This window comes from Methanogenium cariaci JCM 10550, assembly GCF_001315945.1.
GTDB classification, from domain to species: domain Archaea; phylum Halobacteriota; class Methanomicrobia; order Methanomicrobiales; family Methanomicrobiaceae; genus Methanogenium; species Methanogenium cariaci.
Genome location: NZ_BBBG01000001.1, coordinates 43,864 through 69,838, shown reverse-complemented (window position 1 = coordinate 69,838; position 25,975 = coordinate 43,864). Strand labels below are relative to the sequence as shown.

At 55.8% G+C, this 25,975-nt stretch carries 43 protein-coding genes, 2 pseudogenes and 2 riboswitches; of the genes and pseudogenes, 24 read left to right on the top strand and 21 right to left on the bottom strand.

All coding sequences use genetic code 11. The features are described 5' to 3' along the window. Positions 1 to 75 precede the first annotated feature (75 nt). Complete coding sequence (locus JCM10550_RS24010; protein WP_062396234.1) at positions 76 to 378, top strand: DUF4013 domain-containing protein; 303 nt, start codon at positions 76 to 78, stop codon at positions 376 to 378. After that, entirely contained in the window at positions 362 to 742 is a 381-nt protein-coding gene (locus JCM10550_RS17800; protein WP_281175191.1) for a DUF4013 domain-containing protein, read from the top strand. Before JCM10550_RS24010 ends, JCM10550_RS17800 begins: the two co-directional genes overlap by 17 nt. 1,319 nt (positions 743 to 2,061) lie before the next feature. Here the strand turns inward: JCM10550_RS17800 and JCM10550_RS00435 are convergent. The 6 genes and pseudogenes from JCM10550_RS00435 to JCM10550_RS16550 form a co-directional block, all read right to left on the bottom strand. Continuing rightward, the gene (locus JCM10550_RS00435; RefSeq protein WP_062396228.1) at positions 2,062 to 2,259 is read right to left on the bottom strand and encodes a hypothetical protein; all 198 of its coding nucleotides are present in this window, start codon (positions 2,257 to 2,259) and stop codon (positions 2,062 to 2,064) included. A gap of 1 nt (position 2,260) precedes the next feature. Further along, complete coding sequence (locus JCM10550_RS00430) at positions 2,261 to 3,163, bottom strand: adenosylcobinamide amidohydrolase (protein ID WP_172673715.1); 903 nt, start codon at positions 3,161 to 3,163, stop codon at positions 2,261 to 2,263. Between the two features lie 78 nt (positions 3,164 to 3,241). Next, a pseudogene (locus tag JCM10550_RS00425) lies at positions 3,242 to 4,463 on the bottom strand (phosphoglycerate kinase). A gap of 123 nt (positions 4,464 to 4,586) precedes the next feature. Further along, a complete protein-coding gene (locus JCM10550_RS21145) occupies positions 4,587 to 5,033 on the bottom strand; it encodes a 4Fe-4S binding protein (protein ID WP_245618548.1) in 447 nt (148 codons plus the stop codon). A gap of 21 nt (positions 5,034 to 5,054) precedes the next feature. Then, complete coding sequence (locus tag JCM10550_RS21140; protein ID WP_245618547.1) at positions 5,055 to 5,402, bottom strand: hypothetical protein; 348 nt, start codon at positions 5,400 to 5,402, stop codon at positions 5,055 to 5,057. A 199-nt stretch (positions 5,403 to 5,601) separates the two neighbouring features. Beyond that, positions 5,602 to 5,721, bottom strand: coding sequence for a CxxC-x17-CxxC domain-containing protein (locus tag JCM10550_RS16550; RefSeq protein WP_083475187.1), 120 nt, complete (start codon positions 5,719 to 5,721; stop codon positions 5,602 to 5,604). Between the two features lie 194 nt (positions 5,722 to 5,915). Between JCM10550_RS16550 and JCM10550_RS00415 the strand changes: the two genes are divergently transcribed. From JCM10550_RS00415 to JCM10550_RS00375, 9 genes are all read left to right on the top strand, one after another. Then, on the top strand, positions 5,916 to 6,731 hold the full coding sequence (locus JCM10550_RS00415) for a YqhA family protein (protein WP_245618546.1): 816 nt from the start codon (positions 5,916 to 5,918) through the stop codon (positions 6,729 to 6,731). A 55-nt stretch (positions 6,732 to 6,786) separates the two neighbouring features. Then, the gene (locus JCM10550_RS00410; protein ID WP_062396225.1) at positions 6,787 to 7,332 is read left to right on the top strand and encodes a hypothetical protein; all 546 of its coding nucleotides are present in this window, start codon (positions 6,787 to 6,789) and stop codon (positions 7,330 to 7,332) included. A 103-nt stretch (positions 7,333 to 7,435) separates the two neighbouring features. Next, the gene (locus tag JCM10550_RS00405; protein WP_062396223.1) at positions 7,436 to 8,050 is read left to right on the top strand and encodes a hypothetical protein; all 615 of its coding nucleotides are present in this window, start codon (positions 7,436 to 7,438) and stop codon (positions 8,048 to 8,050) included. Between the two features lie 2 nt (positions 8,051 to 8,052). Further along, positions 8,053 to 8,286, top strand: coding sequence for a hypothetical protein (locus JCM10550_RS00400; protein ID WP_062396222.1), 234 nt, complete (start codon positions 8,053 to 8,055; stop codon positions 8,284 to 8,286). An 81-nt stretch (positions 8,287 to 8,367) separates the two neighbouring features. After that, a complete protein-coding gene (locus JCM10550_RS00395) occupies positions 8,368 to 8,787 on the top strand; it encodes a hypothetical protein (protein ID WP_157199780.1) in 420 nt (139 codons plus the stop codon). 60 nt (positions 8,788 to 8,847) lie between these two features. Further along, entirely contained in the window at positions 8,848 to 9,051 is a 204-nt protein-coding gene (locus JCM10550_RS00390) for a hypothetical protein (protein WP_062396218.1), read from the top strand. Positions 9,052 to 9,372: 321 nt separating this feature from the next. Then, complete coding sequence (locus JCM10550_RS00385) at positions 9,373 to 9,729, top strand: hypothetical protein (protein ID WP_062396216.1); 357 nt, start codon at positions 9,373 to 9,375, stop codon at positions 9,727 to 9,729. 131 nt (positions 9,730 to 9,860) lie between these two features. Next, positions 9,861 to 11,264, top strand: a complete 1,404-nt coding sequence (locus tag JCM10550_RS00380; RefSeq protein ID WP_157199779.1) for an ABC transporter ATP-binding protein — start codon at positions 9,861 to 9,863, stop codon at positions 11,262 to 11,264. Next, positions 11,261 to 11,791, top strand: a complete 531-nt coding sequence (locus JCM10550_RS00375; RefSeq protein WP_245618616.1) for an ATP-binding cassette domain-containing protein — start codon at positions 11,261 to 11,263, stop codon at positions 11,789 to 11,791. Before JCM10550_RS00380 ends, JCM10550_RS00375 begins: the two co-directional genes overlap by 4 nt. Before the next feature lie 73 nt (positions 11,792 to 11,864). Here JCM10550_RS00375 and JCM10550_RS24005 read toward each other — a convergent pair whose 3' ends face one another. The 6 genes from JCM10550_RS24005 to JCM10550_RS00350 form a co-directional block, all read right to left on the bottom strand. Continuing rightward, positions 11,865 to 12,485 carry a nucleotidyltransferase family protein gene (locus JCM10550_RS24005; protein WP_062396210.1) on the bottom strand — a complete coding sequence of 207 codons (621 nt, stop codon included), beginning with the start codon at positions 12,483 to 12,485 and terminating at the stop codon, positions 11,865 to 11,867. Continuing rightward, positions 12,482 to 13,096, bottom strand: coding sequence for a nucleotidyltransferase family protein (locus tag JCM10550_RS24000; protein WP_062396209.1), 615 nt, complete (start codon positions 13,094 to 13,096; stop codon positions 12,482 to 12,484). Before JCM10550_RS24000 ends, JCM10550_RS24005 begins: the two co-directional genes overlap by 4 nt. Positions 13,097 to 13,129: 33 nt before the next feature. After that, on the bottom strand, positions 13,130 to 13,600 hold the full coding sequence (locus JCM10550_RS00360; protein ID WP_062396207.1) for a hypothetical protein: 471 nt from the start codon (positions 13,598 to 13,600) through the stop codon (positions 13,130 to 13,132). Between the two features lie 114 nt (positions 13,601 to 13,714). After that, on the bottom strand, positions 13,715 to 13,930 hold the full coding sequence (locus tag JCM10550_RS17795) for a hypothetical protein (RefSeq protein WP_157199778.1): 216 nt from the start codon (positions 13,928 to 13,930) through the stop codon (positions 13,715 to 13,717). Beyond that, positions 13,876 to 14,373, bottom strand: coding sequence for a SynChlorMet cassette protein ScmC (gene scmC, locus JCM10550_RS00355; RefSeq protein ID WP_062396205.1), 498 nt, complete (start codon positions 14,371 to 14,373; stop codon positions 13,876 to 13,878). The genes JCM10550_RS17795 and scmC overlap by 55 nt, the downstream gene beginning before the upstream one ends. Further along, positions 14,370 to 14,573 (bottom strand): hypothetical protein, encoded by a 204-nt coding sequence (locus JCM10550_RS00350; RefSeq protein WP_062396204.1) that lies wholly within the window; start codon positions 14,571 to 14,573, stop codon positions 14,370 to 14,372. The genes scmC and JCM10550_RS00350 overlap by 4 nt, the downstream gene beginning before the upstream one ends. 607 nt (positions 14,574 to 15,180) lie before the next feature. Here JCM10550_RS00350 and JCM10550_RS00340 point away from each other — a divergent pair. The 13 genes from JCM10550_RS00340 (at position 15,181) to JCM10550_RS00300 (ending at position 20,972) form a co-directional block, all read left to right on the top strand. After that, a complete protein-coding gene (locus JCM10550_RS00340; protein WP_172673714.1) occupies positions 15,181 to 15,405 on the top strand; it encodes a PqqD family peptide modification chaperone in 225 nt (74 codons plus the stop codon). A 19-nt stretch (positions 15,406 to 15,424) separates the two neighbouring features. Further along, complete coding sequence (locus JCM10550_RS20200; RefSeq protein ID WP_218185069.1) at positions 15,425 to 15,901, top strand: radical SAM protein; 477 nt, start codon at positions 15,425 to 15,427, stop codon at positions 15,899 to 15,901. After that, positions 15,813 to 16,532, top strand: a complete 720-nt coding sequence (locus JCM10550_RS20195; protein ID WP_218185068.1) for an SPASM domain-containing protein — start codon at positions 15,813 to 15,815, stop codon at positions 16,530 to 16,532. The genes JCM10550_RS20200 and JCM10550_RS20195 overlap by 89 nt, the downstream gene beginning before the upstream one ends. Then, positions 16,529 to 16,774, top strand: coding sequence for a hypothetical protein (locus JCM10550_RS20190; RefSeq protein ID WP_218185067.1), 246 nt, complete (start codon positions 16,529 to 16,531; stop codon positions 16,772 to 16,774). Before JCM10550_RS20195 ends, JCM10550_RS20190 begins: the two co-directional genes overlap by 4 nt. Then, positions 16,728 to 17,588 carry a radical SAM/SPASM domain-containing protein gene (locus JCM10550_RS00330; protein WP_218185066.1) on the top strand — a complete coding sequence of 287 codons (861 nt, stop codon included), beginning with the start codon at positions 16,728 to 16,730 and terminating at the stop codon, positions 17,586 to 17,588. The genes JCM10550_RS20190 and JCM10550_RS00330 overlap by 47 nt, the downstream gene beginning before the upstream one ends. Beyond that, positions 17,585 to 18,226, top strand: coding sequence for a MerR family transcriptional regulator (locus tag JCM10550_RS00325; protein ID WP_062396198.1), 642 nt, complete (start codon positions 17,585 to 17,587; stop codon positions 18,224 to 18,226). Before JCM10550_RS00330 ends, JCM10550_RS00325 begins: the two co-directional genes overlap by 4 nt. Next, positions 18,207 to 18,413: a hypothetical protein gene (locus JCM10550_RS00320; protein ID WP_062396196.1), complete on the top strand. Its 207-nt coding sequence runs from the start codon at positions 18,207 to 18,209 to the stop codon at positions 18,411 to 18,413. The genes JCM10550_RS00325 and JCM10550_RS00320 overlap by 20 nt, the downstream gene beginning before the upstream one ends. Further along, entirely contained in the window at positions 18,386 to 18,652 is a 267-nt protein-coding gene (locus JCM10550_RS00315; RefSeq protein WP_218185065.1) for a GyrI-like domain-containing protein, read from the top strand. The genes JCM10550_RS00320 and JCM10550_RS00315 overlap by 28 nt, the downstream gene beginning before the upstream one ends. A gap of 104 nt (positions 18,653 to 18,756) precedes the next feature. Next, positions 18,757 to 19,371, top strand: a complete 615-nt coding sequence (locus tag JCM10550_RS00310; protein ID WP_062396192.1) for an acyl-CoA thioesterase/BAAT N-terminal domain-containing protein — start codon at positions 18,757 to 18,759, stop codon at positions 19,369 to 19,371. 25 nt (positions 19,372 to 19,396) lie between these two features. Continuing rightward, positions 19,397 to 19,894 (top strand): acyl-CoA thioester hydrolase/BAAT C-terminal domain-containing protein, encoded by a 498-nt coding sequence (locus JCM10550_RS00305; protein ID WP_062396190.1) that lies wholly within the window; start codon positions 19,397 to 19,399, stop codon positions 19,892 to 19,894. Continuing rightward, a complete protein-coding gene (locus JCM10550_RS23995; RefSeq protein WP_172673713.1) occupies positions 19,891 to 20,064 on the top strand; it encodes an acyl-CoA thioester hydrolase/BAAT C-terminal domain-containing protein in 174 nt (57 codons plus the stop codon). Before JCM10550_RS00305 ends, JCM10550_RS23995 begins: the two co-directional genes overlap by 4 nt. A 223-nt stretch (positions 20,065 to 20,287) precedes the next feature. Next, entirely contained in the window at positions 20,288 to 20,494 is a 207-nt protein-coding gene (locus JCM10550_RS21130; RefSeq protein WP_245618545.1) for a flavodoxin family protein, read from the top strand. Further along, positions 20,439 to 20,972, top strand: a complete 534-nt coding sequence (locus JCM10550_RS00300) for a hypothetical protein (protein WP_245618544.1) — start codon at positions 20,439 to 20,441, stop codon at positions 20,970 to 20,972. Before JCM10550_RS21130 ends, JCM10550_RS00300 begins: the two co-directional genes overlap by 56 nt. Positions 20,973 to 21,073: 101 nt before the next feature. Here JCM10550_RS00300 and JCM10550_RS00295 read toward each other — a convergent pair whose 3' ends face one another. From JCM10550_RS00295 to JCM10550_RS23990, 9 genes and pseudogenes are all read right to left on the bottom strand, one after another. After that, positions 21,074 to 21,463: a HEPN domain-containing protein gene (locus JCM10550_RS00295; protein ID WP_245618615.1), complete on the bottom strand. Its 390-nt coding sequence runs from the start codon at positions 21,461 to 21,463 to the stop codon at positions 21,074 to 21,076. Continuing rightward, positions 21,357 to 21,698, bottom strand: coding sequence for a hypothetical protein (locus tag JCM10550_RS21125; protein WP_245618614.1), 342 nt, complete (start codon positions 21,696 to 21,698; stop codon positions 21,357 to 21,359). The genes JCM10550_RS00295 and JCM10550_RS21125 overlap by 107 nt, the downstream gene beginning before the upstream one ends. Continuing rightward, complete coding sequence (locus JCM10550_RS21120; RefSeq protein WP_062396188.1) at positions 21,635 to 22,174, bottom strand: hypothetical protein; 540 nt, start codon at positions 22,172 to 22,174, stop codon at positions 21,635 to 21,637. The genes JCM10550_RS21125 and JCM10550_RS21120 overlap by 64 nt, the downstream gene beginning before the upstream one ends. A 333-nt stretch (positions 22,175 to 22,507) precedes the next feature. Further along, positions 22,508 to 23,815, bottom strand: a complete 1,308-nt coding sequence (gene eno, locus JCM10550_RS00285; RefSeq protein ID WP_062396186.1) for a phosphopyruvate hydratase — start codon at positions 23,813 to 23,815, stop codon at positions 22,508 to 22,510. 33 nt (positions 23,816 to 23,848) lie between these two features. Continuing rightward, positions 23,849 to 24,064 (bottom strand): DUF190 domain-containing protein, encoded by a 216-nt coding sequence (locus JCM10550_RS21115; protein ID WP_245618543.1) that lies wholly within the window; start codon positions 24,062 to 24,064, stop codon positions 23,849 to 23,851. A 130-nt stretch (positions 24,065 to 24,194) separates the two neighbouring features. After that, positions 24,195 to 24,578 (bottom strand): fluoride efflux transporter CrcB, encoded by a 384-nt coding sequence (gene crcB, locus JCM10550_RS00275; RefSeq protein ID WP_062396180.1) that lies wholly within the window; start codon positions 24,576 to 24,578, stop codon positions 24,195 to 24,197. A gap of 23 nt (positions 24,579 to 24,601) precedes the next feature. Beyond that, positions 24,602 to 24,678: riboswitch (Fluoride riboswitch) on the bottom strand. 57 nt (positions 24,679 to 24,735) lie between these two features. Beyond that, positions 24,736 to 24,797: riboswitch (Fluoride riboswitch) on the bottom strand. A gap of 152 nt (positions 24,798 to 24,949) precedes the next feature. Continuing rightward, positions 24,950 to 25,237, bottom strand: coding sequence for a tetratricopeptide repeat protein (locus JCM10550_RS19420; RefSeq protein ID WP_245618613.1), 288 nt, complete (start codon positions 25,235 to 25,237; stop codon positions 24,950 to 24,952). Then, a complete protein-coding gene (locus JCM10550_RS17780; RefSeq protein WP_281175219.1) occupies positions 25,135 to 25,629 on the bottom strand; it encodes a tetratricopeptide repeat protein in 495 nt (164 codons plus the stop codon). Before JCM10550_RS17780 ends, JCM10550_RS19420 begins: the two co-directional genes overlap by 103 nt. 18 nt (positions 25,630 to 25,647) lie before the next feature. Then, positions 25,648 to 25,890, bottom strand: a pseudogene (locus tag JCM10550_RS23990) (tetratricopeptide repeat protein); the annotation flags it as partial. Positions 25,891 to 25,975: the final 85 nt, after the last annotated feature.

Here is a 25,975-nt window from a genome sequence, read left to right as displayed (position 1 = left end):
ATCACTCCCATTTTGCCATAATATTATATATTTTCATGCGAGAGTGCTACATACCCTGAAATAAGGTGATAAATTATGGGAATTGGAGATAATCTTGGCGAATCCTTTGCGTATGCAAAGGAAGCACTTGTTGGAAAATGGGTAAAGTGGATAATTCTGATGATTTGTAGCCTTCCGATTTTGAGCTTTATCCAAGGAGGCTACATCATACGGGTGCTGCGGAGCACAGAACCGGCACCGGAACTGGAAGACTATGGACAGCTTTTCATTGATGGACTGTTGTATTTTATAATATGGTTAATATGGATGATTCCTGTGATCATTGTTGCCATGATCTTCTTCGGCGGGGGCATTACTCGCATTGATATCCGGCTCTGATGCATTAGGCATGGCAGGAGTGGCAGGCATGTTCATCGGGATCCCGATCACATTCATTGTCTCCATCCTCTGTGCACTGTTTGCCTATATTGGCGTTGTCCGGTTTGCACGGATGGAGAAGTTCGGTGAGGCGTTTGCATTCGGTGAAATCAAGGATAAGATCGGAGAGATCGGCTGGGGGGGCAACTACTTCATTTCACTCGTTGTGCTTATTATTGCGATGTGGATCATAGGTTTCATTGTGGGTATTCTGTTGTTAATCCCAATCCTTGGCTGGATTATATTGCTTGCATCCATACCATTCCTAAATATCTTCATGTTCAGGTACATCAGCAACCTCTATGATAGTGCAGGCACAGCCTAAAACAAATCAAATCTTTTTTATTTTTCACTGCTCAGGCAGACTCAGAGGATCAGAAAATCTGAGTGCTATGTTATGGATAAAGGATACGATTCCAAGAGAAATAATTGCCAGATCAGGGACAAATTTGGTGAAAATTAGGTAATACCTCTCATAAATAGGAAGGGAAAGATCCATCCCGAAAAATACAGACAGAAAATGCATTCCAAATTTGATGACCATTGCTATTATTATAGAAATTACGTCGGAACAGCATTTTCTGTTCTTAAAAGAGAATTTGTAGAGAGACTGGATGAAAAATATCGTATCAAAGCAAGGGGGGGACCTAGAACAAACATATTCTCTATAACCTCACGAAGGCAACTCAATAAACCGAACATGGCAACTGTTCAAAGACGAATTAAATCCTCACGATCAAAACAGCCTGTCCTGCAATAATGGAACAGTTTCTCTGATACAAGAATTGAGAGACAGGTAAATGATAGGATCCCATTAAGATAATTCCTCAATTTTCCTGATAAAATACTGGAAAAACGCAGATAAATCTCCGCCTTCAAATTCTGTTCCATCGTTTCAGTGCTGATATTATATTTACCAATCATATCAACCAATGGTTAGAAAATATCCATACGTATTACAATGCTCCCGATCTCCATTCATCTGATCATCATCGGAACCCTCCACCCCCCCCACCTTCATACAGGCAATTTATTTAGAGAGTACAAACCCCCCCCATACCAACAAACATAACCGGCATGTTCCTCAACAATCTCCACAATGAACGCTGCCGACAATAGCTCCCTGCATTGGACACCACCACCCACCCAGGTCTGGCTCCCATCCGCATTTCAAAAATAGGTGACAAGCACAATCTAGAATGTGCTTGCCATACCGAATACAAATACGGAAATTACTGCAAATATTACGAACAGTATCAGTAATACAAGATAGAGAACTAATGAAGCAGCCAAATAATAGCCGAAAATACCAAATGCCCGTTTCCAAAAACTATCCGAATTAAGCCAACCCTGATAACTATAAGTGTCTATGACATCATTTGACATATAAAGAGATACAACTTTTATGCATTAATTTATATGTAATTAGTTTTTACTCACGAGAGAATACTAGATAATTAAGCCTGCCCATCCATTGCTAATCTGGCTGGACATAATTGTTTGTCACTGGCAATCTAAAATCCCATTTCTGTGTCCCCACGCTCCATCCAGAGACGAGGAGGCGTTGGATACTTGCCATATCACCATTGTGGCCCGATGTAGCGGGCGACAAAACGAACCCATCCATCCGGTATCGTCCGGCATTCAACAGCGCCAAGCACGATTTTCGATGCAGAAGGCAACAAACCAAACCCAGTCTTCAGGTATCGTCTGATCGTCGGTAAAGATATCCGGGGGAAACATCGGAAGATCCACCCCCCCGAGAACAGCAGGGATACTCGCCATCATCGCATGGGCCGCCCGTTTCCCGGCATCAGCGGGCAGCAGTCCCCCCCACGTCACCTCATCGGTGATATGCAGAACAGAGGCGGTGGCCGCAACAAGAACCGGGTCTGCTGACCACTCCCCGGAGTGCCGCAAGGAACATTTCCCGGTGGTGCTCACCGGGAAGGGCAGCGGCTGCTTCCCAAAACTCATCTTCTCCGATCCCAAACCTACCGAGCCGGACCAGCATATTCTGCTGGCTCTCAGGGCAGAGATCGGTCTGCCGGGCCAGGGCGTTTCGGGTTGCCTCCCTGACACACCGGGCGATGAGTTCTCCCAGTGCTGCGTGTTTCCCGGCATTGGTGAGGACGAGCGGATGTGAGGGATCACTGATGACCGTGATCATATCCGTCCCCCCCGACCCGGTGGCGATGCCCGTTGAGTAGCAGGACGGTGCCATCAGTTCCTGGAGCACAGTGGCCTTCGCCTCTGTGGCCGTCATCACCACCCGGGCCATGGTCTCCGGCGGGAGAGAGGCACCGATGAAAAGCATAGTATTGATCGTGCCTCCGGGGGGGTCACCGAAGTCACCGTTCTCTTCGTAAAACGAGGCCGGGTCACCGGCCCGCCCGCCGTTACCCTCGATGCCACCGGTGACAATTGCCGTTACCGTGAGTGCCCGGAAGGTATGACTGGCAACAGCGGCGTTGCACATATCCGCCTTCGTGAGCATCCCGGTCGAGCGGTCGGGGTCAAAGCCGAGACGGGACGCGGTGAGGCGCAGGTATGCGTCAATGCTTCCGCCTTCCAGCGTATCCGACCGGCAGGCCTGCTCAGAAAGGTGATGGTTGAAGACCATATGGATGTCTTCCCGGTAACCCCCGTTCAGCCACGATGTGGAGAGCACCGTCCGCCCCGGCGGCAGGACGGCCACAATACTCGTCCCGTCACCGTATATCCGATCCCCCCCCTGCGGTTTCACAGAGCAGGTTCTTTGTCTCACCCTTCACGTTTTTTGTCATGATGCACCGGACCGATGTATGCAGAAAAGGGAAGGAGCTTACCAGAAACGGGTGCGTGAAACCGCAAGGGCCTCTACGGCGGGAAGGGTTCTCCCGGTTAAAAACTGGATGCAGGCACCGCCGCCGGTGGATATGTGGGAGAATTTCTGGTCGATGCCCATCGATTCGATAACGGCCGCCGTGTGACCGCCGCCCACCACCGAGAACTCTGCGGCCGAGGCGGCCTGCAGGATTTCATTCGTGCCGATGGCAAAGAGGGGGGGATCTTCAAAGACACCGGCAGGGCCGTTTAAGACTACCGTGCCCGATTCACGGATGATGTCGGTCAGGGGACCGATGGAGTCAAGGCCGCAATCGAGGACCGGAAGGTCGGGGATGACCGTCACCGGACACTCCTCCCGTGAGTCGCCGTTACGAACCGCGACGGTCTCCGGCAGAATGACCCGGTCCCCCCCGTATGCAGCGAGAATCTCCCGGGCCTTCTCCACCTCGGAGAGGTATCCGAGCTTCCGGAGAAGGTCTTCGGAGGGCGACCCGATGCTGATCCCCCCCTGCGCCTTAAAGAAGACATTGGCGACCACACCAACGGCAATCACCTGATCAGCGATGCCGCCGGAAAGGACGTTTGCCGCCACATCCAGGGAATCATCACCTTGGTGCCGCCGAGGACAAAGGTCACCGGTTTCGGTGCCCCCCCGGAGAAGACCCGTGAGAGGGTGGCAATTTCCTTTTCCATCAGGAGTCCGGCCACCGCAGGCATCGCCCGCGGCAGGCCGACGATGGTCGCTGCGACCGGTGGGCGGTGCCGAACGCATCGTTCACATAGAGGCTGCCCATCTCAGAGAGGTGGCGCACCAGATGGGTTCCGAGTGCGTCCTCTCCCGACATCTTCAGGTTCTCTTCGGCATTGAACCGGACGTTTTCGAGCATCAAAACATCGCCTGCCACCATATCTGCCACTGCCTCGCGGGCACAGCGCCCGAAGATATCATCCACATAGGTGACCGGGCGGCCGATGAGACGTTCCAGCCGTGCGGCATGGGCCTCCAGCGTGGTAAAGTCCTTCTTCTGCGGCCGGGACTGGTGGGTGAGGACCACACACTTTGCATCACCCAGCGCCTGCACCGTCGGGGCATGTTCCCGAAACCGTTTATCATCGAGAATGATATTTGAGGCAGGATCAATAGGGGAATTAAAATCGACACGCAGGAGTACGGTTTTTCCAGCAGTTTCCGTTTCAGTGAGCGTTGCGAATTTCATATTGTATAACACCTGGAAGCACGGGAGAGAACAGAACAGGGGATGCTCTCTATGGATTATCATTTACACCGGATTTGCAATATTGGTTTCTTTAAACGAACCGGAGTAAGAACCCGCCCACGGTCACTTCACACCATACCGTCGGACATGCTCCCAGGCCCGGTGGTATTTTTCTGCACCAGCCCGGTTGTGGTATATTCCGGGATCTTCCCTATGGTAGCGCATCCGGTCCTCACCTACCGGGCAGACCTTGATGCAGACACCGCAGGGGGGGGCCCGATAGTGCTTCCCAAGCGTCTGGCTGTAGCCGGCGCAGGTCACCTTTTCGGTCAGACCGTCCGGATAATCATATTCATTGAGCGCCTGCACCGGGCACTGCGTCACGCACTCCATGCACCGGGTGCAGAGCTGCCCCTCCATCACCGGGTCGGCTGGCAGCGCTGCGGTGGTGAGAACAGCACCAAACCGGACACGCGGACCGAATTGCGGGGGGGTGAGCAGCATATTATTGACCCCGAAGTTCCCCCAGCCCCGCCAGATACGCCGCATGCCGGTGCGAGAAGAAGGCAACCGGGTTTTTTACCAGTAGACTCACATGTCCATAGCCGTCGCGGGGGGGCACCGAGACGGACGGGTGACCCTGCCCGTTGAGGAACTCTGCCAGCCGGTAGGTATACTGGTCAAGGAGACTGTTGATCGTCCGGTACTCCTCACGGTACCAGATGGAAGGCGAAGTTTCGAGAACAGGGAGGTGCACGGGGGGGAGCCGATAACAAGCACAGACTGTGCTTCAGGCCAGATGGAACGGGGATAGAATGCCTCCGGCATGTCGGGATTTAAAAGGGAATCTTCCCACCGGCAGACATCGGCGATGCCAAAGAGAGGGACTTCCATCTCCCGGCATTTCGTCTGTACCTTCTGCTTCAGATCATCGGTCATACACAACAGCACTCGTCTGTTCTCACCTATACAGAGAAAATATCTTCCTTTCTCTGGCTTGCACAGGCAGGAAGGAGAACAGCAGAGATCCGTTTGTAGCATATGAATGAGAGAACATCCACCACCCGGAACAGGGCAGGAAAATGCAGAGCCGGAGCTCCGGTAAAATGAAAGAGAAAAAATGATACTAATTAAATGATTAGTATCTGGGTTTTCTGTGCTTTGGGAAGCAGTCGTTGCAGTACACAGGTCTGCCCTCAGTAGGCTTGAACGGAACTTCACATTCCTTACCACAGTCTGCGCAGGTTGCTTTGTGCATTTCTCGGGGACCGCCATAGGAACGTCCGCTATCCTGACCACGGCTACCGCCCCCGGTAATTGTTTCTGTCGTTCATGAGATAAACTCAGATGAATAAATGGTGTATGAGATAATAGAGATTCGCATTGTATCCTATTTTGATGCAATGACAATGGATTAGAATAATACAGCCCATATGGACCTGGATACGGTAAATGGGCACCTATTTCCATCACCAGATCCGTATTTCCCCCCCGGACATTTTTCCCGGCAGTCGCCCGGTAACGGCGCGGGCCGATGCGGCATACCTGCGGCCGGAAGAAACAGGTACCATTCATCTTCATAAGGCGGCCTGCCACTTTCAACCGAGAGGATATTTGTACAATACCCACCAAGTATATGCGACAGGAGATACGAAAAGCCGGGCAACACCTGCACAACAGAGCAGGCCCGGCATCTCCACTACCCAAAAGAGGTTTCCCATAATGAAAAACACGGATGTACCCCCCCGACAGACCGACGGGAAAAAACAGCACCCGATTGAAGAAAAATTTGAAAAAAGCCTCTGGAGCATCCGGTATATCGTGCTTCTGGGTGTCCTCTTCGGGGCACTCTCGGCCATTGTACTCTTTGTGTCAGGTTCACTTGAAATCTATAACACGCTCATCGGTTTTATCTTCGCATCCGACGCCCACGCCAGCCACGAAGAGATCCTGATTGCCATCATCGGCGCGATTGACTTCTACCTGATCGCCCTCGTACTGTTGATCTTCACCTTCGGCATCTATGAACTCTTCATCTCCAAGATCGATATCGCCCATGAGGAGGGAGAGTTCGGCAATATCCTTGAGGTGAAAAATCTCGATGACCTCAAAAACAAGATCGTGAAGGTCATCATCATGGTTCTCATCGTGAGTTTCTTCCAGCGGATTCTTTCGATGGAGTTTACCACCTCCTATGACATGCTTGCAATGGCGATATCCATCTGTGTCATCTGCGTGGGTGTCTACTTCCTGGGAAGACACCCCTGAGCAGTCCTTTTTTTCGGCCAAAAGACTGAAGTGATGCGATACTGACCATTCTCTCATGATCTCTGCCTCATCCCTTCTGTTCACCCTCGTCTTTCCGGTGTTCATGCAGGGTCTGACAATGGCATTCATCGGTACTCTCCTCTATGTTGTGTTCTCCCGCATCCCTGCGGGGGGATGGGCAAAGGCAGGTATCTCCCTCGGCTGTGCCATCGCAGGGGCCGTCATCTTTGCTGCAACGGGAACGGTCTCCGGAACCGGGGTTGCCACACCCTTTGGCATGCTGTTTTTCATTGTCTCGGGGCCGCTTGTCATCCTCGCACCCGTCTTCATTCTTGCAGAGCAGAATGATTACCAACCATATGCAGGCATTCTGACCGTGACTGCCACACTCTTCTGTGCGGCGGCCGTTGGAGGGCTTATCCAGGTTCTGAACATCACCGCATTTCTCAGCGTTGGTGCACCCGCCTTCTCCCCCCCGGCGGGTATGTATCTCATCTCCTTTGCGATCATGGGAGGGGTGCAGATCGTCCTCGGGGGGGCAGAATTCTTTATCTTCGCCTGCATGGTGCAGCAGAAAAGAGAAAAGAGAACAACGGAGTGAAGAGAATAGGCACCCCCCCCGTATCCAGGTTGGGTGCACAGACCGGATTCCGGGAGAAAAATCAGATAACCGGGAAGAAAATCCTGCAGATACCGCCACAACAGTGAAATGCCTCTACATCGATCCGGGTGCACTGCAGACGGTGCCGATGGAGTCATCACTCAGACAGAAAATTATCCTGCTCCTGCAATCAAAGACGAAAACAATTCCGCGCAACCTAAAATCGTGGACACCCGCAGCCTGGCTCATGTATGCTGCCGTCATCCCCCTCATACTGATCGGGATCGGATGCCTCTCTCCGGAAAGAAAATACGCATACTTCATCCTGGATACCACGGCACCACCCGGACCGGCCGTCATACTGAGTTCATACACCCACTCGGAGATCAGCCATCTCGCGAACAATATCGGGCTCTACCTGCTCGCCCTGATGATGATCTTCGTCTTCTGCACCAATCCAAAACTGCTGCATGCTGCATCCGTGATCATCCTTGTCGCTGTTCCCGTGATCACGTCTGCCGTGACCCTGCACCTCTCGGCAACCCTGGGGGGGCAGGGACTGTATTCCCAGGGATTCTCTGCGATTGCCTATGCCTATGCTGCCCTCGGACTCTATGTATTCGTATGCTGGATGATGCCCGACATCCACACCCCCCGCCGTCCAAAGACAGATCATCAGGTCCGTATCCGCCCGGAGATATCGTGGTGTTGTTTTTGATCATGGCTGTCGTCGTGCTTGTACTGGCCTACGGGCTTTCCGCAGGAGCACTCACTACCCCCCCTGACGGGAATCTCGTGAACGGACCGGCCCATGTCGCAGGATTTTTCACCGGGATTATCAGCGTATCAGTGGTAGACCTCAGACTCAAAACCAATGATGTGAGAATCAACCATCTCTTCATTCTCTGCGCCGTCGCCATGATACTCCCCCCCTACCTTCTGGAGCTGCGGTAACGGACAAAGGAGGGAAAACCAATACTTCCGGGCGGCCCGGAACCACCAAGAATAAATGCATTGATAGGAGAATATTCTGTTATGATGCGTAAAACATTAGCAATTCTTTTTTCCGCCGCATTTCTTGTTTCAATGGCGGCTGCCATGACAGGGACAGTCGGCGGCGACATTGGATATTATCAGGTAAATGCAGGTATTGACGGGGGGGCGACGGTCATCTTCGACAAGGACGTCAAGGGTACAACCGGCGAGGACGGCAGCCTCACCGTCGATGTCTATGTAACCGGCACCCCCTACACCACCTACACCGTGGAAAAGCAGGGATATGAGACCTACACCGGCAAAATAACCGAGTACCCGGCAAAAGGTGAGATCGTTCAGCTCTCCGCAACCATGGAGCCACAGCTCATCGGCGGCGACCAGGGATATTACAAGATCACAACCAACGTCCCCCCCGGTGCAAACGTCACCTTTGACAAGGACTTCAAGCATAACCGGTGAAGACGGCAGCCTTACCGTTGATATCTATGTAACCGGCACCCCCCCTACTCCACCTACACCGTGGAGAAGCCCGGATACACCACCTACACCGGAAAGCTCACCCCGCACCCGGCAGCAGGCGAAATTGTTCCACTCACCGCTGACCTTGTGATGATGCCGGTGACCGCAATGCCGACCGAACCGACCCAGAGCCCCCCCTTCCCGGTTGCAGGAATCTTCGGACTGGTAGCTCTCGGTGCCTTTGTTCTCTCACGAAGAGAATAACACTAATAACCTTTTCTTTTTTACCGCACCGCATGTATCGTATTCCCCTGTTGCACCGACCGGCACAGAACGGTGATCACGAGGAAGAGACAAGCGCAGCCATTTCGTCCCATTCAAGACCATAAAATGATATTTAACAGCAATTAATGCCATTTTTTGAGAATCGATTTCCTATCAGATTTAATTGTCAGAACCAGTCGACAAATACGTATTTTATGCAGAAAATTGCAGGAGTCATTATATATAAAGACCACGATTCTATCCTCAGGGTATTTGCATGAAAGAGGCCCGGACAAAGGGAGTTGCAACAGAGGAGATCTCGTGACGGACTCGCCGGTCGTACACCAATATTTCGGTGTGTTTCTGATCATATGCCTGTTCTGCTGCGGAAACGCGAGTGCTTCAGACGAACTTGATGAGGAGCGCTTTCTGTCAGAGATCCAGAGGGCACTGGAGTTGTACGAGGACGGCAGGACCGATGCTGCTGTCCGGATGATCGATGAGGCTTCCGATACCTATCTACATACGAACTGGAGCTATTACGTCTCGGGATACATCATCTCCTATATGGGGGGGAAGACGAACGGGCACTCCCCCATTTTGACCGGGCCCTTGAGGTCGATCCCGCCTATGCCGGGCATGGTACTACAAAGGCAAGTCCCTCTCCCATCTGGGTAGGACACAGGAGGCAGAGACATGTTTTCTGCGTGCAGAAGAGCTTGACCCGCGATACGAAGTTCCCTGGACGGACAAGTGGCCGGTCTGCGTGATTTTCCGGAATATGATGCCGATCTATATCGTGCTTACCTTTGGACTGCTGGGCATCTATATCATCAAACGGGAACACCTGCTGCGGCGATGACGGGTTTCTCCTCGCATGGGTCACCAGCAGACCGGGGGGGTATCGCATGAAGCTACGGGAACGGGCGGGGGCTGCATGCCGGTTTGTCCGCAGCCTTTTTTGCCTTCCCCCCCGGAGAGAGGCCGTTCATCTCGAATCCAGGGATCTCGCGTTCTTTCTGAAATACCTGCGCCCGGTCATGAAACTGGGCCTCCTCTGCATTCTCTTCAGCATACTGCTCAGTGCAGTTAAAGTGCTCTATCCCCCCCTGACGACAAAGGTTCTTATTGACTATATCTTTCTGGGCAAAGACCCTGCGGAAGCCATTGAGGAACTGACCACCTTCCTTCCCACATGGGCCGTCGAACCGATCTCAGGGATCTTTTTTTCGCTGACTGCGTTCATTATCGTGGTCATCCTGCTGGGCATCCTCACCGTCGTCTTTCAGGTCTTCAGCAGTTATGTGACCGTCCGGTTCCGGGAGGCCTATACCTTTCATCTCCAGACCGATCTCTTCGGTCATGTGCTGCAGTTTCCAATCACCTATTTTCGTTCCCACCAGACCGGCTATATCATGTCGCGCCTGACCGGGGGGGACGTGCATATGCTGGAGTATGTGTTTTCCCGGTTCCTCCCCCCCAGATGCTCTCGAATATCACCTATATCATCATGTCGGTCGGCATTCTCTTCGCCCTCACGCCCGGCTGACCCTGCTTGTGATCCTGCTGGCCCCCCCCTCTTTCTGGTGGGGAATTTCTTTTTTGCAAAATACATCCGGGCAATGACCTACGAGGAGCGGGAACGTCAGGCCGACATCGCAAAGGACTTGCAGGAGATCATCGCAGGCATCGAGAGTGTCAAGGTGCACACCGCGGAACGTCGGGAATACCAGCGCTTTTCATCGTCTCTTTCTGCGGCCATCGAGACCCGCATCAGAAATACGATGCTGAACACCCTCTCCCAGCAGGTCAGGTTCGGCACGCAGTCCCTGATCATGCTCGCCGTCCTCTGGTTCGGGGGAAACGCGGTGCTTTCCGGTGGCATGACGGTGGGGGGGGATTTTGTGGCCTACACCGCCTATATCGCCACCTTCGCAGGAGCGATGAACTCACTCCTATCCTTCCCCCCCATCCTCCTGCAGCCGGCGTTCACCTCGGCCGAACGGATTCAGGAGCTGTTCCGGCTCGCACCCGAAACAGACGATACCACAGGAATCGTTCCTGAGCGCATGGACGGAGCGATATCGTTTTCTGACGTCTCCTTTTCCTATCAGGAGAAGACACCGGTGCTCTCCCAGGTCTCCCTCGATCTGCAGCGCGGGGGGAGATCAGTGCCTTTTCCGGGAGAACGGGTGCGGGAAAGACCACCCTGACCAGCCTTATTCTGCGTTTCTACCGTCCGGATGAAGGAACGATTCTGCTTGACGGGAAAGACATTGCCACCCTGAACACGACATGGCTCAGGGAGCAGATCTCGGTGGTATCCCAGGATCTCTTTTTGTTCAACACCACGGTCCGGGAAAATATCCTCTACAGCAGGCCGGGCGCCAGCGATGCGGAGGTGATTGCGGCGACCCGAAAGGCACAGATTCATGATGAGATTCTGGCACTCAGCGAGGGGGGGTATGAGACCGTGGTCGGCGAACGGGGGGGTGCCCAGCTGTCCGTGGGCCAAAGGCAGCGGATCGCCATCGCACGGGCGTTTCTGAAGGACGTCCCGATCCTCATCATGGACGAACCCACCTCCGCACTGGATGAACAGACCGAGCAGGCCATCATTCCGGTTCTCAAGAACCTCTCCACGTCCCGGACATCCATTCTTATTTCCCATCGGCCCTCTCTTTTGGGAATAGCCGACCATGTCTATGCGATCCAGGACGGAGAGATTCTGAAAAAGTGACCCGGATTCACCATGCCTGATCGAAAGGAAAAGGGAAGGGGGGGGATTTTTGGATCCTCCCAATATGGGATCATCAGATATACTGAAACACCAGCATCCAGCGCCGGACGTAGGCCATCGGCAGACGCAGCCGTCCGTCTCCCCCCCGAGAATAGGGATGCATCGTATCAACATGCGGAAAGACAAACCGGAACAGGTAGGCCAGTTTGCCACGGGTATCGGGTATGCCGCGAAGGGAGAGTTGGATGGACGCGGGAATCGAACCGGACCGTCTCATTGCGAGAGGCCAGGCTTCTGCCTCGGTGTCAGAGGGGGGGTTTGGCCAGAGGGTGGTGTCCTTAACCTCCGGCGGAAGGGAGAGGCCGGTCCAGAACCGGGCCATCGAAACGGCCGATTCAAGGGACAGACGGCAGTTTCGTTCCACACTCAGAGAGAGGAGGTGTTCCCATCCGGCAATATCCGGGATCTGTCGGGACAGAAGGGCAATATCGGAGATCCAGCTCAGCCGGGTACTGCTGCAGTGCTGGCAGGCCATGTGGAAGGACTGGTAGAGGAGATGGTCTTCGACGGACAGGGTGGAGAAGGTGACGTCATCCGATGCGACCCGTATCGAACGGGAGAAGACTGCATCCACCAGATTCTCCGGGGGGGCCAGCCCGAACCCGCAGTCGAGTTGCCAGTGCATCTCGATCACAAACGGTTCCCCTGCTCTTCCGGGGGGGTAAAAGTTCTGGTGGTGGGCACTATAGGGGGGGACTGCGCTGCGGTCTTCACCGGGCAGGTATACCCGAGCGCGGCCATGACTGCTTCCCCGCGTTCCATGTCCTCATAGTGGATCAGCAGGTCAATATCACTGCCCTGCCGCATCGCGGGGGACGGGTAGACCCTTCGTGCAAGCGCAGGGCCCTTGAGCAAAAGCACCGGGATGCCCACCGCCTCCAGTGCTTCGACCACCCGTCGGATCTGTTGACCCGCCCGGATCGTCTGTACCTCTGCATCCAGCCACAGATGATGCAGAGTGTGCATGCACGAGTCCGGCGGGCGGCAGGCATCGGGCAGCTGCCGGATATGCCAGTAGAGAGCCGGGCCGATCCAGTGCGACCGGAGATACTCCAGCAGCCTTTCCCAGTCCCCGGCAGAAACGTCCGGGGGGGCGGGGGGGCAGGGTCTCTGCCGCAGCACCATCACCAGCCAGGTGATCATCGGGTCGGGGGGGAGGGTCAGCAGCTCGTTTTCTTCGCTGCCTGCAAGACGACAGCTCTCATGAAGCTCGCGGGCCAGGGTAACAATCGTATCAGAACTCATTCTTCCTCCGGAAAAGACAACGCCCCCCCGGAATCAATAACCATCCGGTAGGCGGGTAGATGCACCATGCATCACTTCCCGCCGGACGGTGTGCAACCGTCCTGCCGCAGAGGCGGGCATACTGTTCCCTGCCCGCGGGCCGTTCATACGCGGTGACCCGGACTTTGAGCCATCTGCCCGTCCATCTGCTGACGATCCGGTGTTCGGACAAAAACGCGTAGCAGGGTTGGACGAGGTGGCAACAGCACCGCTGCAGCGATTTGGTCTTCCGGTGGTATCCGGCCTGCATCCTCCCCCCCCGTGTTCCGTGATACACCCGCAGCCGTTCTTTCCCCCCCGCGTTCCCGAAACAACTCTTCCCCCCCGAATGTCCGCCTGAGTCAGGAGATACGTATCTTTTCTGCTATTGTTGTCACCGCGGGTGCGGATTGTTCCGTTCTCCACCGCAATCACCCGGTGGATCACCAGTATCGGTTCCTGCGGGGGATTGGAAGACGATGACATCCCCCCCTCTTGTAAGTTCGGATACCGGGACGGGGGGGGTGTATGTCAGGAGATCGCCGGACTGGAACGTCGGGTTCATACTCGGCCCGACGTAGCGGATGGGGATGGTTTCTCTCACAGCACAGCCTCGATCTCTTCCCAGAACCGGCCGTCCAGCGTCGCCCGGAGCTGGTATGCGGGAATGTTCCCCCCCGCCATGTTACAGGCGTTCTCAAACACCTGGCGGCGCAGGGTTCGGCTCCGGTCCGTCTCCATACGACGATAGAAGGTTCGCATCATCTGGTTGGCGGCACCGGTAATCCCCGCTGTTGCCTCCCCCCCGATACCCACCGGCCGGACCCCCCCGTCGCATCCGCCTGTTCGAGAAAGAAGATCGCATGGAGCGGCACACCCTGCGTCACCGTCCAGCGGTCATCACAGGGTTCCCCCCAAAAGAACCGGCTCCAAGTCGGCAGTGGGTGGACGGCATAACCGTTGGATGGGGGGGTCGGGACTACCAGACAGAGATCATCGGCCCGTGCTTTCCAGGGCGCAGGCACCCGTTCGGCACAGGTCGTCTTGCCGGTGCCGCCCGGTGCGGCAATCGCAACGGCCCTGCCCTCATACTCCAGCACGGCGGCATGAAGCGGCATGCCGCCATGCAGGAGTGCAGCATGAAAAAGGAAGAAGAGCGCCTGCGACATCCGGATGTGAGCAAGCACATCCTCCACGTCGTCGGGCGGCTCCATCTCGCCGTAGATGTCACTTGTTTCTGGATGGTACCAGAACGTCACCAACCGGAGGTTGTCAGACTTCCAGTCTGCGGACGGCCTCGGGTGACAAAGTGCAGTCGGCGGCAGCCGGGCGGAACCGAGCCGGGCTCAAGGCCCAGGATCCAAGCAAACCGCTCCAGCCACGGCGAGAGCTCCGGCACAGAGGAGAGGAGCCAGGTCTCACCGTGCGCAAGGGCGATCGGATACTGGTTGGATGACATGGCAGAACGGGTTAGGGCATTATGCTAATTCAGTATAAATAAGGCAAATTATCAACTGACATAAGTGCCCATACCACAGTTATTAGTAGTGCCCCCATTTTTACACCACGAATTAGCATCGCATCCGGTAGGACTGCAGATGACACCAGCACAGGATCCGTCATCACACGTATCCGCGCCAGACCCCCAATTCTCAGCCTGAAAGTCAATCAGCCTCGGTGTTTCATATACTTTTTTTTCCATCAAGGGTTACATCGGGAGACCAATATATAATACCTGCGTCAACCAAATCCGATACGGATGAGGCAAAGCGTGCATTTGTTTGATCCGTTCAGAAAAATAATTCCGCACCGGAAATATCGCCTTCCGCCATTCCATCGCCCATACGCGGCAGAAAAATCCTGAAGATCGGGTGAAATCCCTTGAAAGAACAAGTGATTCCGGGAGACAGTGCAGGACTGGCCGAAGACGTATGGAGTTCATCGACTATAATGTACCCCCCCGGATCATAGAAATATTCATATAATAACACCAACATGATCCCTCCCTATGGCTCATGACCCGCTGCCGGTTGCAAACCCGTCGATCGTATTTCGTGAGGAGTTCGATGACTGGGCCCTGCTCTTCGACCCTGATACCAGTGAATCCTACGGCATCAACTGTCGGTGCCTATGTCTGGAAACACCTGAAACCGTCAAAGGAATCAACGCAGTATTCCCAACTCGTTGATAATGTCCGCTCGGTCTTTGAAGATGTGCCGGAGACCGCACCGGAAGAGATCCGTGCATTTCTGGATGCACTGATAGAGAAGGCTACGCCGGGTACGAAGTGAAACCGCTATGATGCGGGTGATGAAGACCCCAAAGTCTGTTGACCTTGCGATCACAAACCGCTGCAACCTGAGATGCACCTACTGTAGCCACTTCACCAGCGCCAGCGATGTCAGCCATGACCTGCCCACGGACGAGTGGATCCAATTTATCGAAGAGCTGGGCGACTGCGCAGTGCTGAGCGTCACGATCTCGGGAGGGGAGGCCTTTGTGCACCAGGATCTCCCGGAGATCATCGACGCCGTCGTTGCAAACCGCATGCGGTTCAATATCCTCTCAAACGGCACGCTGATCACCGATGATATGGCGGCATACCTCGCCTCGACCGGACGCTGTGACGGCGTGCAGGTCTCCATCGATGGTTCGGAGCCGGTGTTTCATGACTCCTGCCGGGGGGGCAGCGGGAACTTTGACAAGGCGGTCGAGGGCATCAGGACTGCGGGAGCACCACATCTCCGTACCGGTGCGGGCGACCCTGCACCACCACAATGTCCATGACCTGGACGCACTCGCGGCCTTCCTCCTTGACGAACTGGGTCTGCCGTCCTTCTCAACCAATGCCGCCTCCTACATGGGACTGTGCCGGTCGAATACCGCACAGGTGCAGCTGACGACAGCAGACCGGGTCTATGCCATGGAGACCCTCATCCGGCTGAATGAAGAATACGATGGCAGAATATCCGCAACGGCAGGACCTCTCGCGGAAGCCCGGATGTGGAGCGAGATGGAACAGCTGCGGCAGGCAGGCGACCCCCCCGGCCTGAAAAACGAGTGTGGACTGTTGACCTCCTGCGGCGGCCCGTACTCCACGATCGCCGTCCGGGCGGACGGCGCGCTCATTCCGTGCAGCCAGTTGCCCCCCCACATGGAACTCGGCAAAATCAACACCGACCGGCTAACGGAAATTTGGCAGACCCATCCCGAACTGAAGCGCCTCCGGGAGAGACGGGCCATCCCGCTCTCTTCGTTTGATGAGTGTAAGAATTGTGAATACCTGCCCTATTGCCGGGGAGGCTGCCCCCCCGCCCTCTCCTATACCCTTACGGGAGACGTCTACGGCCCAAGCCCGGACGCCTGCCTGAAAAAATTCCTGGAAGACGGCGGACACCTGCCGGAGGGATTGGAATGAGTGACGAAAAAGAAACACCACCCTGTTCCCTCTCCACCATCTACTTCTATCTGACCCCCCCGGAGTGCAACCTCGCCTGCCGCCACTGCTGGATATCGCCGACATATAAAAATACGGGTGTTGCCACCGAATATCTGCCTCTGGACCAGTTCATCTCCATCGTCGAAGAGGCCGCCCCCCCTCGGTCTTCAGACCGTGAAACTGACCGGGGGGGGAGAACCCCTCATCCACCCGCAGATTGACGATATCCTGGAATACCTGAAAGAGAGCGACTACCGCCTGATCGTCGAGACAAACGGTACGCTCATCACCAAAGAGAATGCCGCACTGATTGCCTCCTGCAAGAACGCGTTTGTATCGGTGAGCCTGGACGGCATTGACGCCCAGACCCATGAATGGGTGCGGGGGGGCGTCACCGGCTGTTTCGACGCCTCCTGCCGGGCGGTGAAGATACTTGCGGATGCAGGTCTTAAGCCGCAGGTCATCATGAGCGTGATGCGACACAACGTCGGTCAGATTGAAGAGATGATCCGACTGGCGGAGTCACTGGGCGCCGGTTCGGTGAAGTACAATATCGTGCAGCCCACCGCCCGGGGCGAGACGATGCACACCGACGGGCAGACTCTCTCCGTACCGGAACTGATTGACCTGGGAAATCGCGTTGAGGACACCATCGCAAAGACAACAGACCTGAGACTGGTCTTCTCCCTGCCCCCCCCATGCCTTCCACCCCCCCCTGAGCCGGATGTTCGGAACGGAAAACAACGGCGGCTGCGGACATGCAGTATCCGGAGTATCATCGGCGTCCTCGGGGACGGCTCCTATGCCCTGTGCGGCATTGGCGAGACCACGCCGGATATGGTCTTCGGGAATGTCAGAACCGATCGTCTGGAGGAACTCTGGCAGAACAGCACGGTGCTGAACGATATCCGCACCGGCCTCCCCCCCACAAAACTGGAGGGCATCTGCGCCCGGTGTGTCATGAAACATATCTGTCAGGGCTCCTGTCTACTATCGCTCCGGCAGTCTGTGGGCCCCCCCCTACTGGTTCTGTGAAGAGGCGGAAAAGCTGGGCCTCTTCCCGGAGAACCGGCTGGTTCCGGGAACCGACTGAGCGTTCATCAGGGGGTCCGACAGCCCCCCCACGGATATCCTTTCCCGACAACATTCCTCCCTCGTATTTTGTCAACCCTGCAGACTCTCCCCCCCCGGGGCAGACTGCAACACCATATCTGAGCAGAGACAATACCCTATGGGTGACCATGACCGCTGAAAAAATCCCCCCCATCGGAGCGTTCTCGGATGTGACACGGCTCTCGAAGAAGGCACTCTACTGCTATGAGAAAAAAGGACTTCTGGTCCCGGTGGAGAGGGACATCTGCACCGGATACCGGTATTACACGCCCGGACAGATCGAACGCGGCATCTGGATCGGAAGTCTCTGCAGCCTCGGCTTCACGCTGGACGAAACCGCCCGGATACTCTCGGAAGAGGACCGGAACAGTCCGGTCGTGCAGGCACTTCTCAAAGACCGCCTCCGGCAAACGCAGGGGGGGGAGATGCAGCGGCTGTCCATGGTCGAGCGGGTTCTTTTAGCAGATGACCCGTTTGAGGAGTTGTTTAAAATGGAACTGCAAAACTGGACAAGAAAAGAGATCCCCCCCCATCCGTGCGATGACCATCCGGGGGGGTGAGGGCCCGTATGAATCACTGCTCACCAGACTTATCGGCAAAATCTGTACAGAGATCGTCTCACCCGATAATGTCCGCAACGGTGCCCGTGCCGTGGGGGGGCCTATCGGCTCAATCTATGTGGGGGGGAGGACTGTGATGAGACCGGCGGGCTGGTCGAGGTGGTGCTGCCGGTCGCAGGGATACTGACCCTGTCAGATCCCGACATTGAAGTGAAGACCCTGCCCGCGGTGACGGTCATATCCGTTCTCTGCAAGGGCCCCCCCTACCGAAATCTCGGGCTTGCCCACAAAAGGATGTATACCTATCTGGAGGAGAACACCCTCACGATGAGCGGACCGCCCCCCCGTGAATACTACCTGAACGATCCGGCAGAAACCCCCCCGGAAGAGGATCTCCTGACCGAGATCCAGTACCCGGTAGCCTGAATTCCACCAAAAACCGGTTCCCTTTTTTATCACTGCCACCCGATCCCTTTATCTGGTCTACCCCGCAAGGACAGATCAGGGAACCCAGTCAGACAGGAGCAGCGATGGATCAGGAGAGGCGTGAGATGCCGGGGGGGCCAAGAATTGAGATTCTGTCCCGGGACGTAATGATTGACCAAAAAGCGGACATATGGGTGCGGGGATTTAAACCGCACAGCCATGTGGAGGTCACCACACAGACCGTGGACGACAACGGCGTAGCCTGGCAGAGCGTGACGCCCTACACCCTCAACCCGCAGGGATGTCTGGAGATAGCCGTCGCGGAATCGGACGGGGGGGAGAGTTTTGACGACATCGACCCGTGGGAAATATTTGACTCCATGCGGCCGGTCGATGACCCCCCCGAAGGACCCCCCCTGCCGCTCTTTGCAAAGAGAACAACTGAGCCGCTGCGGGTTGAGATACAGGCGACGGCACCAGACGGTGATACGGCACGGAGCAGCCTGCGACTGCATGTCTTTGATGACGCAACGACCGTCCGGGAAGAGGTCAGTGAGGGGCCGGTGCAGGGCTCCTTCTTCTGCCCGAAAGGCAGCGGCCCGTTTCCGGTGGTGGTATGTTTCGGTGGTTCGGACGGCTGGTTCACCGAACCCCCCGGGCGGCACTGCTGGCATCCCACGGCATTGCCACATTCACAGTGGCCTACTTCGGGGGGGTGAACCACTCACCAAAGAGCTCTGTGAGGTGCCGCTCGAATTCTTTGACCGTGCCGTTGCCTTTCTCATGGCACATCCGGCGGCAGATACCGACCGGATGGGCATCTACGGCTACTCCAAAGGCGGAGAACTGGCGCTGCTCCTCGCATCCCGTGATGCACGAATTCGTGCGGTGGCTGCCTACTCCCCCCCGTCGTCGGTCGTCTGGCAGAGTCCGAAAGGGGGGGCGCCGAAGAGTTCCTGGACAGCGGACGGGGTGCCCGTCCCCCCCTTCGTGCCGATGCACTTCTCGGGCATGAAACTTCTGAAGCTCATCACCGGACGCCCGGTTGCGTTCCGTGAGGTATATGAACAGGGGGGGTTAAAGAAACACCCGGACAAGGCAGAGGCCGCACGCATTCCGGTCGAACAGATCGCAGGGCCGGTCTTCCTGGTCTCCGGGACCGATGACGGGGGGGTCTGGCCGTCCACAGTCATGGCGGATGCCGTAGAAGAGACCCTGAAGACGGCTGGGGGGGAGCCGTGACCCATCTGAAATATGCCGGGGGGGCGGGCCACCTCAGCACCATCCCCCCCGGCCTCCCGGCACCGGAGCAGATGGACACCCTGATCTTCGGCGGTTCGTCAAAGACATCCTCCCGTGCGCTGGAGGATGCCTGGCAAAAGCTGGTGGTGTTCTTTACCACAACCCTCTGAGCTTTTTTCGCGGGTTGCCTGTCGGATCTCCACCCCCCCCGACATCCCGTTGCCGTGCCATGTGGCTTTTTCAGTCACACGCGTTTGGTATTTTGCAGAATACAAAAAACAGAGGGATCATTTTTGTGTTTGGCGACATGCAACGTCAAAACAGAACCTTTCCGGAAAACAGGGAAACAGTAATTAAAGGGTAGGGCCATCTGCTGGCATACTGGTGATACAGATGAAACTGATGGCATTCAACGGGAGCCCGCGGAAGGCATGGAATACGGCAACGCTGCTTGAACATGCCTGCGAGGGTGCAGAATCAATGGGAGCGGAGGCACAGCTCATCCACCTTTCGGACCTGTATTTCTCCGGGTGCACGAGCTGTTATGCCTGCAAACGGCTGGGCGGGGGGGAGAGTTACGGGGCGGTGTGCCATCGATGACGACCTGACGCCACTTCTTGCAGAGGTGGAGGAGGCGGATGCCATCATCTTAGGCTCCCCCCCATCTATCTGGGTGCGGAGACCGGCTCATGCGGAATTGTCTGGAACGTCTCCTCTTTCCCTATCTCACCTACACAGACGGCCGAACATTTTTCCCAAGGACATCAGGGCAGGGTTTGTCTACACGATGAACATGGACGGAAAACATCTGGCTGACACGGGGCTGCAGAGCAGGGTTGATCTCAACGAATATTATCTGCGGGCGGTGTACGGCCATGCAGAGTCGCTTCTCTCCTGTGACACCTACCAGTTCAGTGATTATTCCCTCTACGAGAGCGACATCTTTGACGCGGAGGCAAAGGAAAAACAGCGTATGGAGGTCTTCCCGCAGGACTGCAGGGCAGCGTATCAGATGGGTGTTCGGTTTTGTACGGGGGGGGAGTACGACAGGAGGCCCCCCACCGCACCTATGCCCTGAAGAATTTCTGTTTCAGGCATGCAGACCCGGTATCAGGAGAACAGCGGAGTAAAGAGAGCACCATGAGAGAGGAGGAGAAAGTGAAAGAACCGGATGAGGATCTACTTCAGCCGTTCATCCACCGCATCACAAAACGTTCGGGCAAACCGGCAGGAAAATTCAGCCTCCTCGTCACGTATCAGTGAACCGCCGTATTGCACATTATGCCGGGAGACCCGCATCTTGTCGAAAGTTCCAAGAAACGGCTCAATGAAGACATCATCCCGGTAGAAGTGCCGGAGGGCAACTGCAAGACAGGCATGACTCCGCTCAACAAATCCATGAGAAAAGAGCAGGGCCCGTCCGGTGTGAAACGCACTGTTATAGGCGGCGATGTGTGCCATCTCAAACTCCCCCCCGATAGCAAGGGTGTTTTCTGCAGAGGTGGCGAAACGTCGTGCCAGGGCAAGGGAGGCAGTAACCCGTGCCGGGGCTTCCCGATCCTTCTGGATCAGCCCCCCCTTCCTCCGGCAGTCGTCCCACTTCATCACAGGCGAACACCCCCCCCAGCAGGATATGGTCCCGAAAGACATTGCGTGCAAAGACATCGTCTGATTCCAACATCTGTTCCCAACGGTAGTAGGGAATGACCGTCACCTGCAGTTCAAACCCGAGCTCCTCTTCTACCGCCTGAACTGCATCATAGCGGACGCATGACTCCTCCCCCCCGACAACAAGGAGGTCAATGTCACTTTTTTCATCATACGTCCCACGGGCTCCGCTGCCGTAGAGAGCAAGCGAGATGCACCCCCGGTGCGATACCACGGCAAACCGGATAGTGGGGGGGGAGAACCTTCTAATACACCGGACTCAGTGGAGACATCAGGTTCTGCATCCCTGCCTGATTCATCAATCCAGCCGGTCTCCGTGCCCTCACCAATGCCCTCTGCCACTCCTGCCTCCAGGAGGCGGGCAACGAGAAAGGTTCGTTTCATCTCACGGACGAGCACATACTCATTATTAAGGGAGACAAGATGGGCAGTGCCAGCCTTCCGTTTCCTGATAATTCCATCCCGTACAAAGATGTCCACATACTGTTTCGCACTGGCAGGCGAGACACCTGCCTCACGGGCCAGTTCATTTATTCCCGGTGCAGACGAGGGATGGGACAACAACCAGGCGAGCACCCGGTTTCCTACAAAGACAGAGAATTCCGGAATCATTCGATGAAATGAATTATCGTTTGATCAGATAAATAGTTGTTTGATACGATAACCGATCATTCTTTGAAAAAACGATCGTTTGATCAGTTGAATAACAATTTAACGAGATGGGCCGCCGTATAGACAAAAAATCATCTCTTCACACAAAAAACGAGATTGTGGTCACCGAATAATTCAGGGACCACAATCACCAGCTCTGCCCGCGAACCGAAATAGCAGTGGCAAAGGCAGCAGCACTACCTTTGCCGATGCCTGATGCATACGGGTGGTCCCAACGATCCGGTTACGAACGGTCTTTGCACTCAGCCGCTCACGGATGATAAGCCTGAAACCCTACCGGACAAACCCGCCACGACCGGCATACCGTGCACGGTCGCCTGCCGCTTCTTCAATCCGGATGAGCTGGTTGTACTTCTCCACCCGCTCGCCCCCCCTGGCCGGTGCCCCGGTCTTGAGGTGGCCGGTCTGCATGGCGACGGTGAAGTCGGCGATAAAGGAATCGACCGTCTCACCACTCCGGTGGGAGACCATCGCACCCCAGCCGTTCTTCTGTGCCAGCCGGACGGCGGCAATGGTCTCGGTGACCGTGCCGATCTGATTGGGTTTAATGAGGACAGAGTTTGCGACATCTTCCTCGATTCCCCGCTCGATACGGGCGACGGTGGTGACAAAAAGGTCGTCACCGATCAGCTCTACCCGGTCGCCGATTGCCCGGTTCAACAGGTTCCAGCCTTCCCAGTCGTCTTCCTCGAGGCCGTCCTCGATGGATACTATGGGGGGGTATGCCGCGACCAGCTCTTCGTAACGCTTCACCATGCCTGCGGCGTCGAGTTTGATGTTCTCGGTCTTGAGTTCGTACATGCCGTCCTCGTAGAAAGCGCTGGATGCCGGGTCAAGGCAGATGCCGACCTGATCTCCGGGGACATATCCTGCCCGTTTGATTGCTTCCACGATGAGGTCGAGGGGGGGTTCGGTGTTCGAGGAGACAACGGGTGCGAACCCGCCCTCGTCGCCGACAGCGGTGGAAAATCCCTTCTCTTTCAAAAGTGCCTTGAGGGCGTGATAAATCTCAGCTCCCCAGCGCACGGCCTCAGCGAAGGTGGGTGCGCCGTAGGGAGCAATCATGTATTCCTGAAAGTCCGGGCCCTGCCAGTTGGCGTGGACACCGCCGTTGAGGATGTTCATGGCGGGCACCGGCAGGACCGCCTTGTTTCCGTCTCCAAGATATTCCCAGAGCGGGAGTCCGGCGGCAGAGGCAGCGGCCCGGGCGACGGCCATCGAGACGGCAAGGGTCGCGTTGGCGCCGAGGTGCTGCTTGTTGGGTGTCCCGTCAAGCTGGCAAAGGGCCGCGTCCACGGTCTGCTGGTCGCGGGCGTCAAGTCCCTGCAGTCGGTCTGCGATGGTGGTGTTGATCAGGTTTACGGGTTTTTGCACCCCCCCCTTCCCGCCGTACCGGGCGGAATCCCCCCCGTCCCGGAGTTCGACTGCCTCGTGAATCCCGGTGGACGCACCGGAGGGTGATGCGGCCCGTGCGGATGCACCGCAGGCGAGGCTGACTTCTGCTTCAACGGTCGGGTTGCCACGGGAGTCAAGAATCTCCCGGGCATGGACGGTAGTGATGGTTGTGTCAGGTGTGGTCATTACTATCATCTCATTATTGTTTTTTATCCGACTTTATTTCCCCCCCCGATACATCCATACCGTGACTTCCTGTTCTGTGACCAGTCCGCCGGATATGATCTGCTCCAGTCGGGGGGGTTTAATCTGGTCGATCTTTTCCCGTGAATCCACCACTTCAACGACCACGGGGGGGAGATCGGTTGAGAGCCGGAGGATCTTCGTGGTGTGGATTCGACTCGTCTCCCCGAATCCGGTGATACCCCGGAGCACCGTGGCACCGTAGAATCCCTCTTTTTCGAAGAGTTCAACGAGGTAGCGGTAGAGGGGGGTTTTCCCTCATACCGGTCAGACTCGCCAATATAAATTCTCAGCATAATTGCCGGTGCGTTCTTATCGAGTTTCATGCCATACTCTCCAGGAATCCGGCACATACCTTTCCGACATATACCGCCAGCAGGGTAAAGGTGACCGTCATCAGCAGGTTTGCACCGAAGAGGAGCAGTTCGTTGTGTTCGAGCATCCGGAAGGACTCGTAACTAAACGTAGACATCGTCGTGAACGCCCCCATCACTCCTATGGTGAGCAGGATACGCGTCTCTTCTGAGAATACCCCGCCATACTCTGAGAGATACATCACAAACCCGAGAAGAAAACTGCCCAGCACATTCACGCCAAGCGTTCCAACCGGGAAGGTTGTGAAACTGTTCTGAAACCATCCGCTTGCCAAATATCGGGAGACTGCTCCAATAAAACCGCCAATTCCGACGATTAACCATATTTGCATATATTCATAACCTCTGTGTGTTGTGTGTAGCAGACATCATCAGCATGAAGAGCGGTTTGGGCATCGTGCCGGGGGGGTGGACATCATCACCCGGTCAGATAAAGACTGTGCAGTCGTTGACATTACATCCCTGTTGAGAGATACATACTGCACCGTCGCAAAAACAGAAGTCATCAGCCGGACGGGCATTTTGAGGCGGACTTCATCACCTGTGACCAGATTATTCATTCGCGGGCAGAGGGTAAAAATGATGGTGAGGATGAATAATTTCAGCCTGAAATACCGAATCATTTCGTCCGGAAAATAATGGTATGAGAGTGGCAGTCACCGTTGCATACCGGCCCGCACCATTTCACCGGCACCATGGTGCATCAGCCCACTTCATACGGCTGTTGCTTATTTTGGGCGGTTTCCCTGTTGTCCCGTGCACAGGTGTTTTCAGGATCAAGAGAAAGCACACGATCATACGCCGCAACCGCGTCCTTATAGCGGCCAAGCTGATGCAGAACCAAGCCTCTGGCATACCATGCATCCACGTCATCAGGTTCAATTTCGGTCACCCGCGTGTAGGCCGTAAGGGCCTCTTCAGAGCGTCCAAGTTCTGCGAGGGCATTGCCTTTGCCATACCACGCAGTGGCATCATCCGGGTCGAGGCGGATTGCCCCCCCGGCATGTGCCGCCAACGCCTCTTCATACCGGCCAAGCGCTTCGAGGACATAACCCCCCCGCCCGGTCCACGCGTCAGGGTCATCCGGGTCACACCGGATGGCCTCGTCATATGCCTCAAGAGCTTCTTCATACCGCTGTTCGGTCTCAAGCACACAGCCTTTGTTGTACCACGCCGGGCCGTAATCCGGATCATACGCAAGTGCATGACGGTAGGCGAGAATCGCCTCATCAGCCGCCCGAGTTTATCGAGAACATTCCCTTTGCCAAACCAGGCAGGCGAGGAATCAGAGTCCAGCGCAATCTCCTGATTGTATGCTTCCAGGGCTTCGTCATACCGACCAAGCTTTTCCAGCAGGTAGCCTTTGTGATGCCACGCCGATATCTTTCGGGGGGGTGCAAGGGCAATTGCCCGATCGGTTGCCGCAAGCGCCTCAACATACCGCTCCAGCTTCCCCAGGACATATCCTGTGTTGTAGCATGCGGAGGCATCATCCGGAGAGAGGGCGGTTGCCCGGTCAAACACCGCCAATGCCTCTTCATACCGCTCGAGCGAGAGCAGGGCGTTGCCTTTGCCATACCAGACAGCGGCGTGTGCCGGATCAAGAGCAAGCGCCTGGTCAAACAAAACAACTGCCTCCTCATACCGGCCTGTGCTGCAAGCTCATTTCCTTCAGCGATCCATGCATCAACCGTGATATTCCCGGATGGTTCCATTGGTCTCCTCCCGA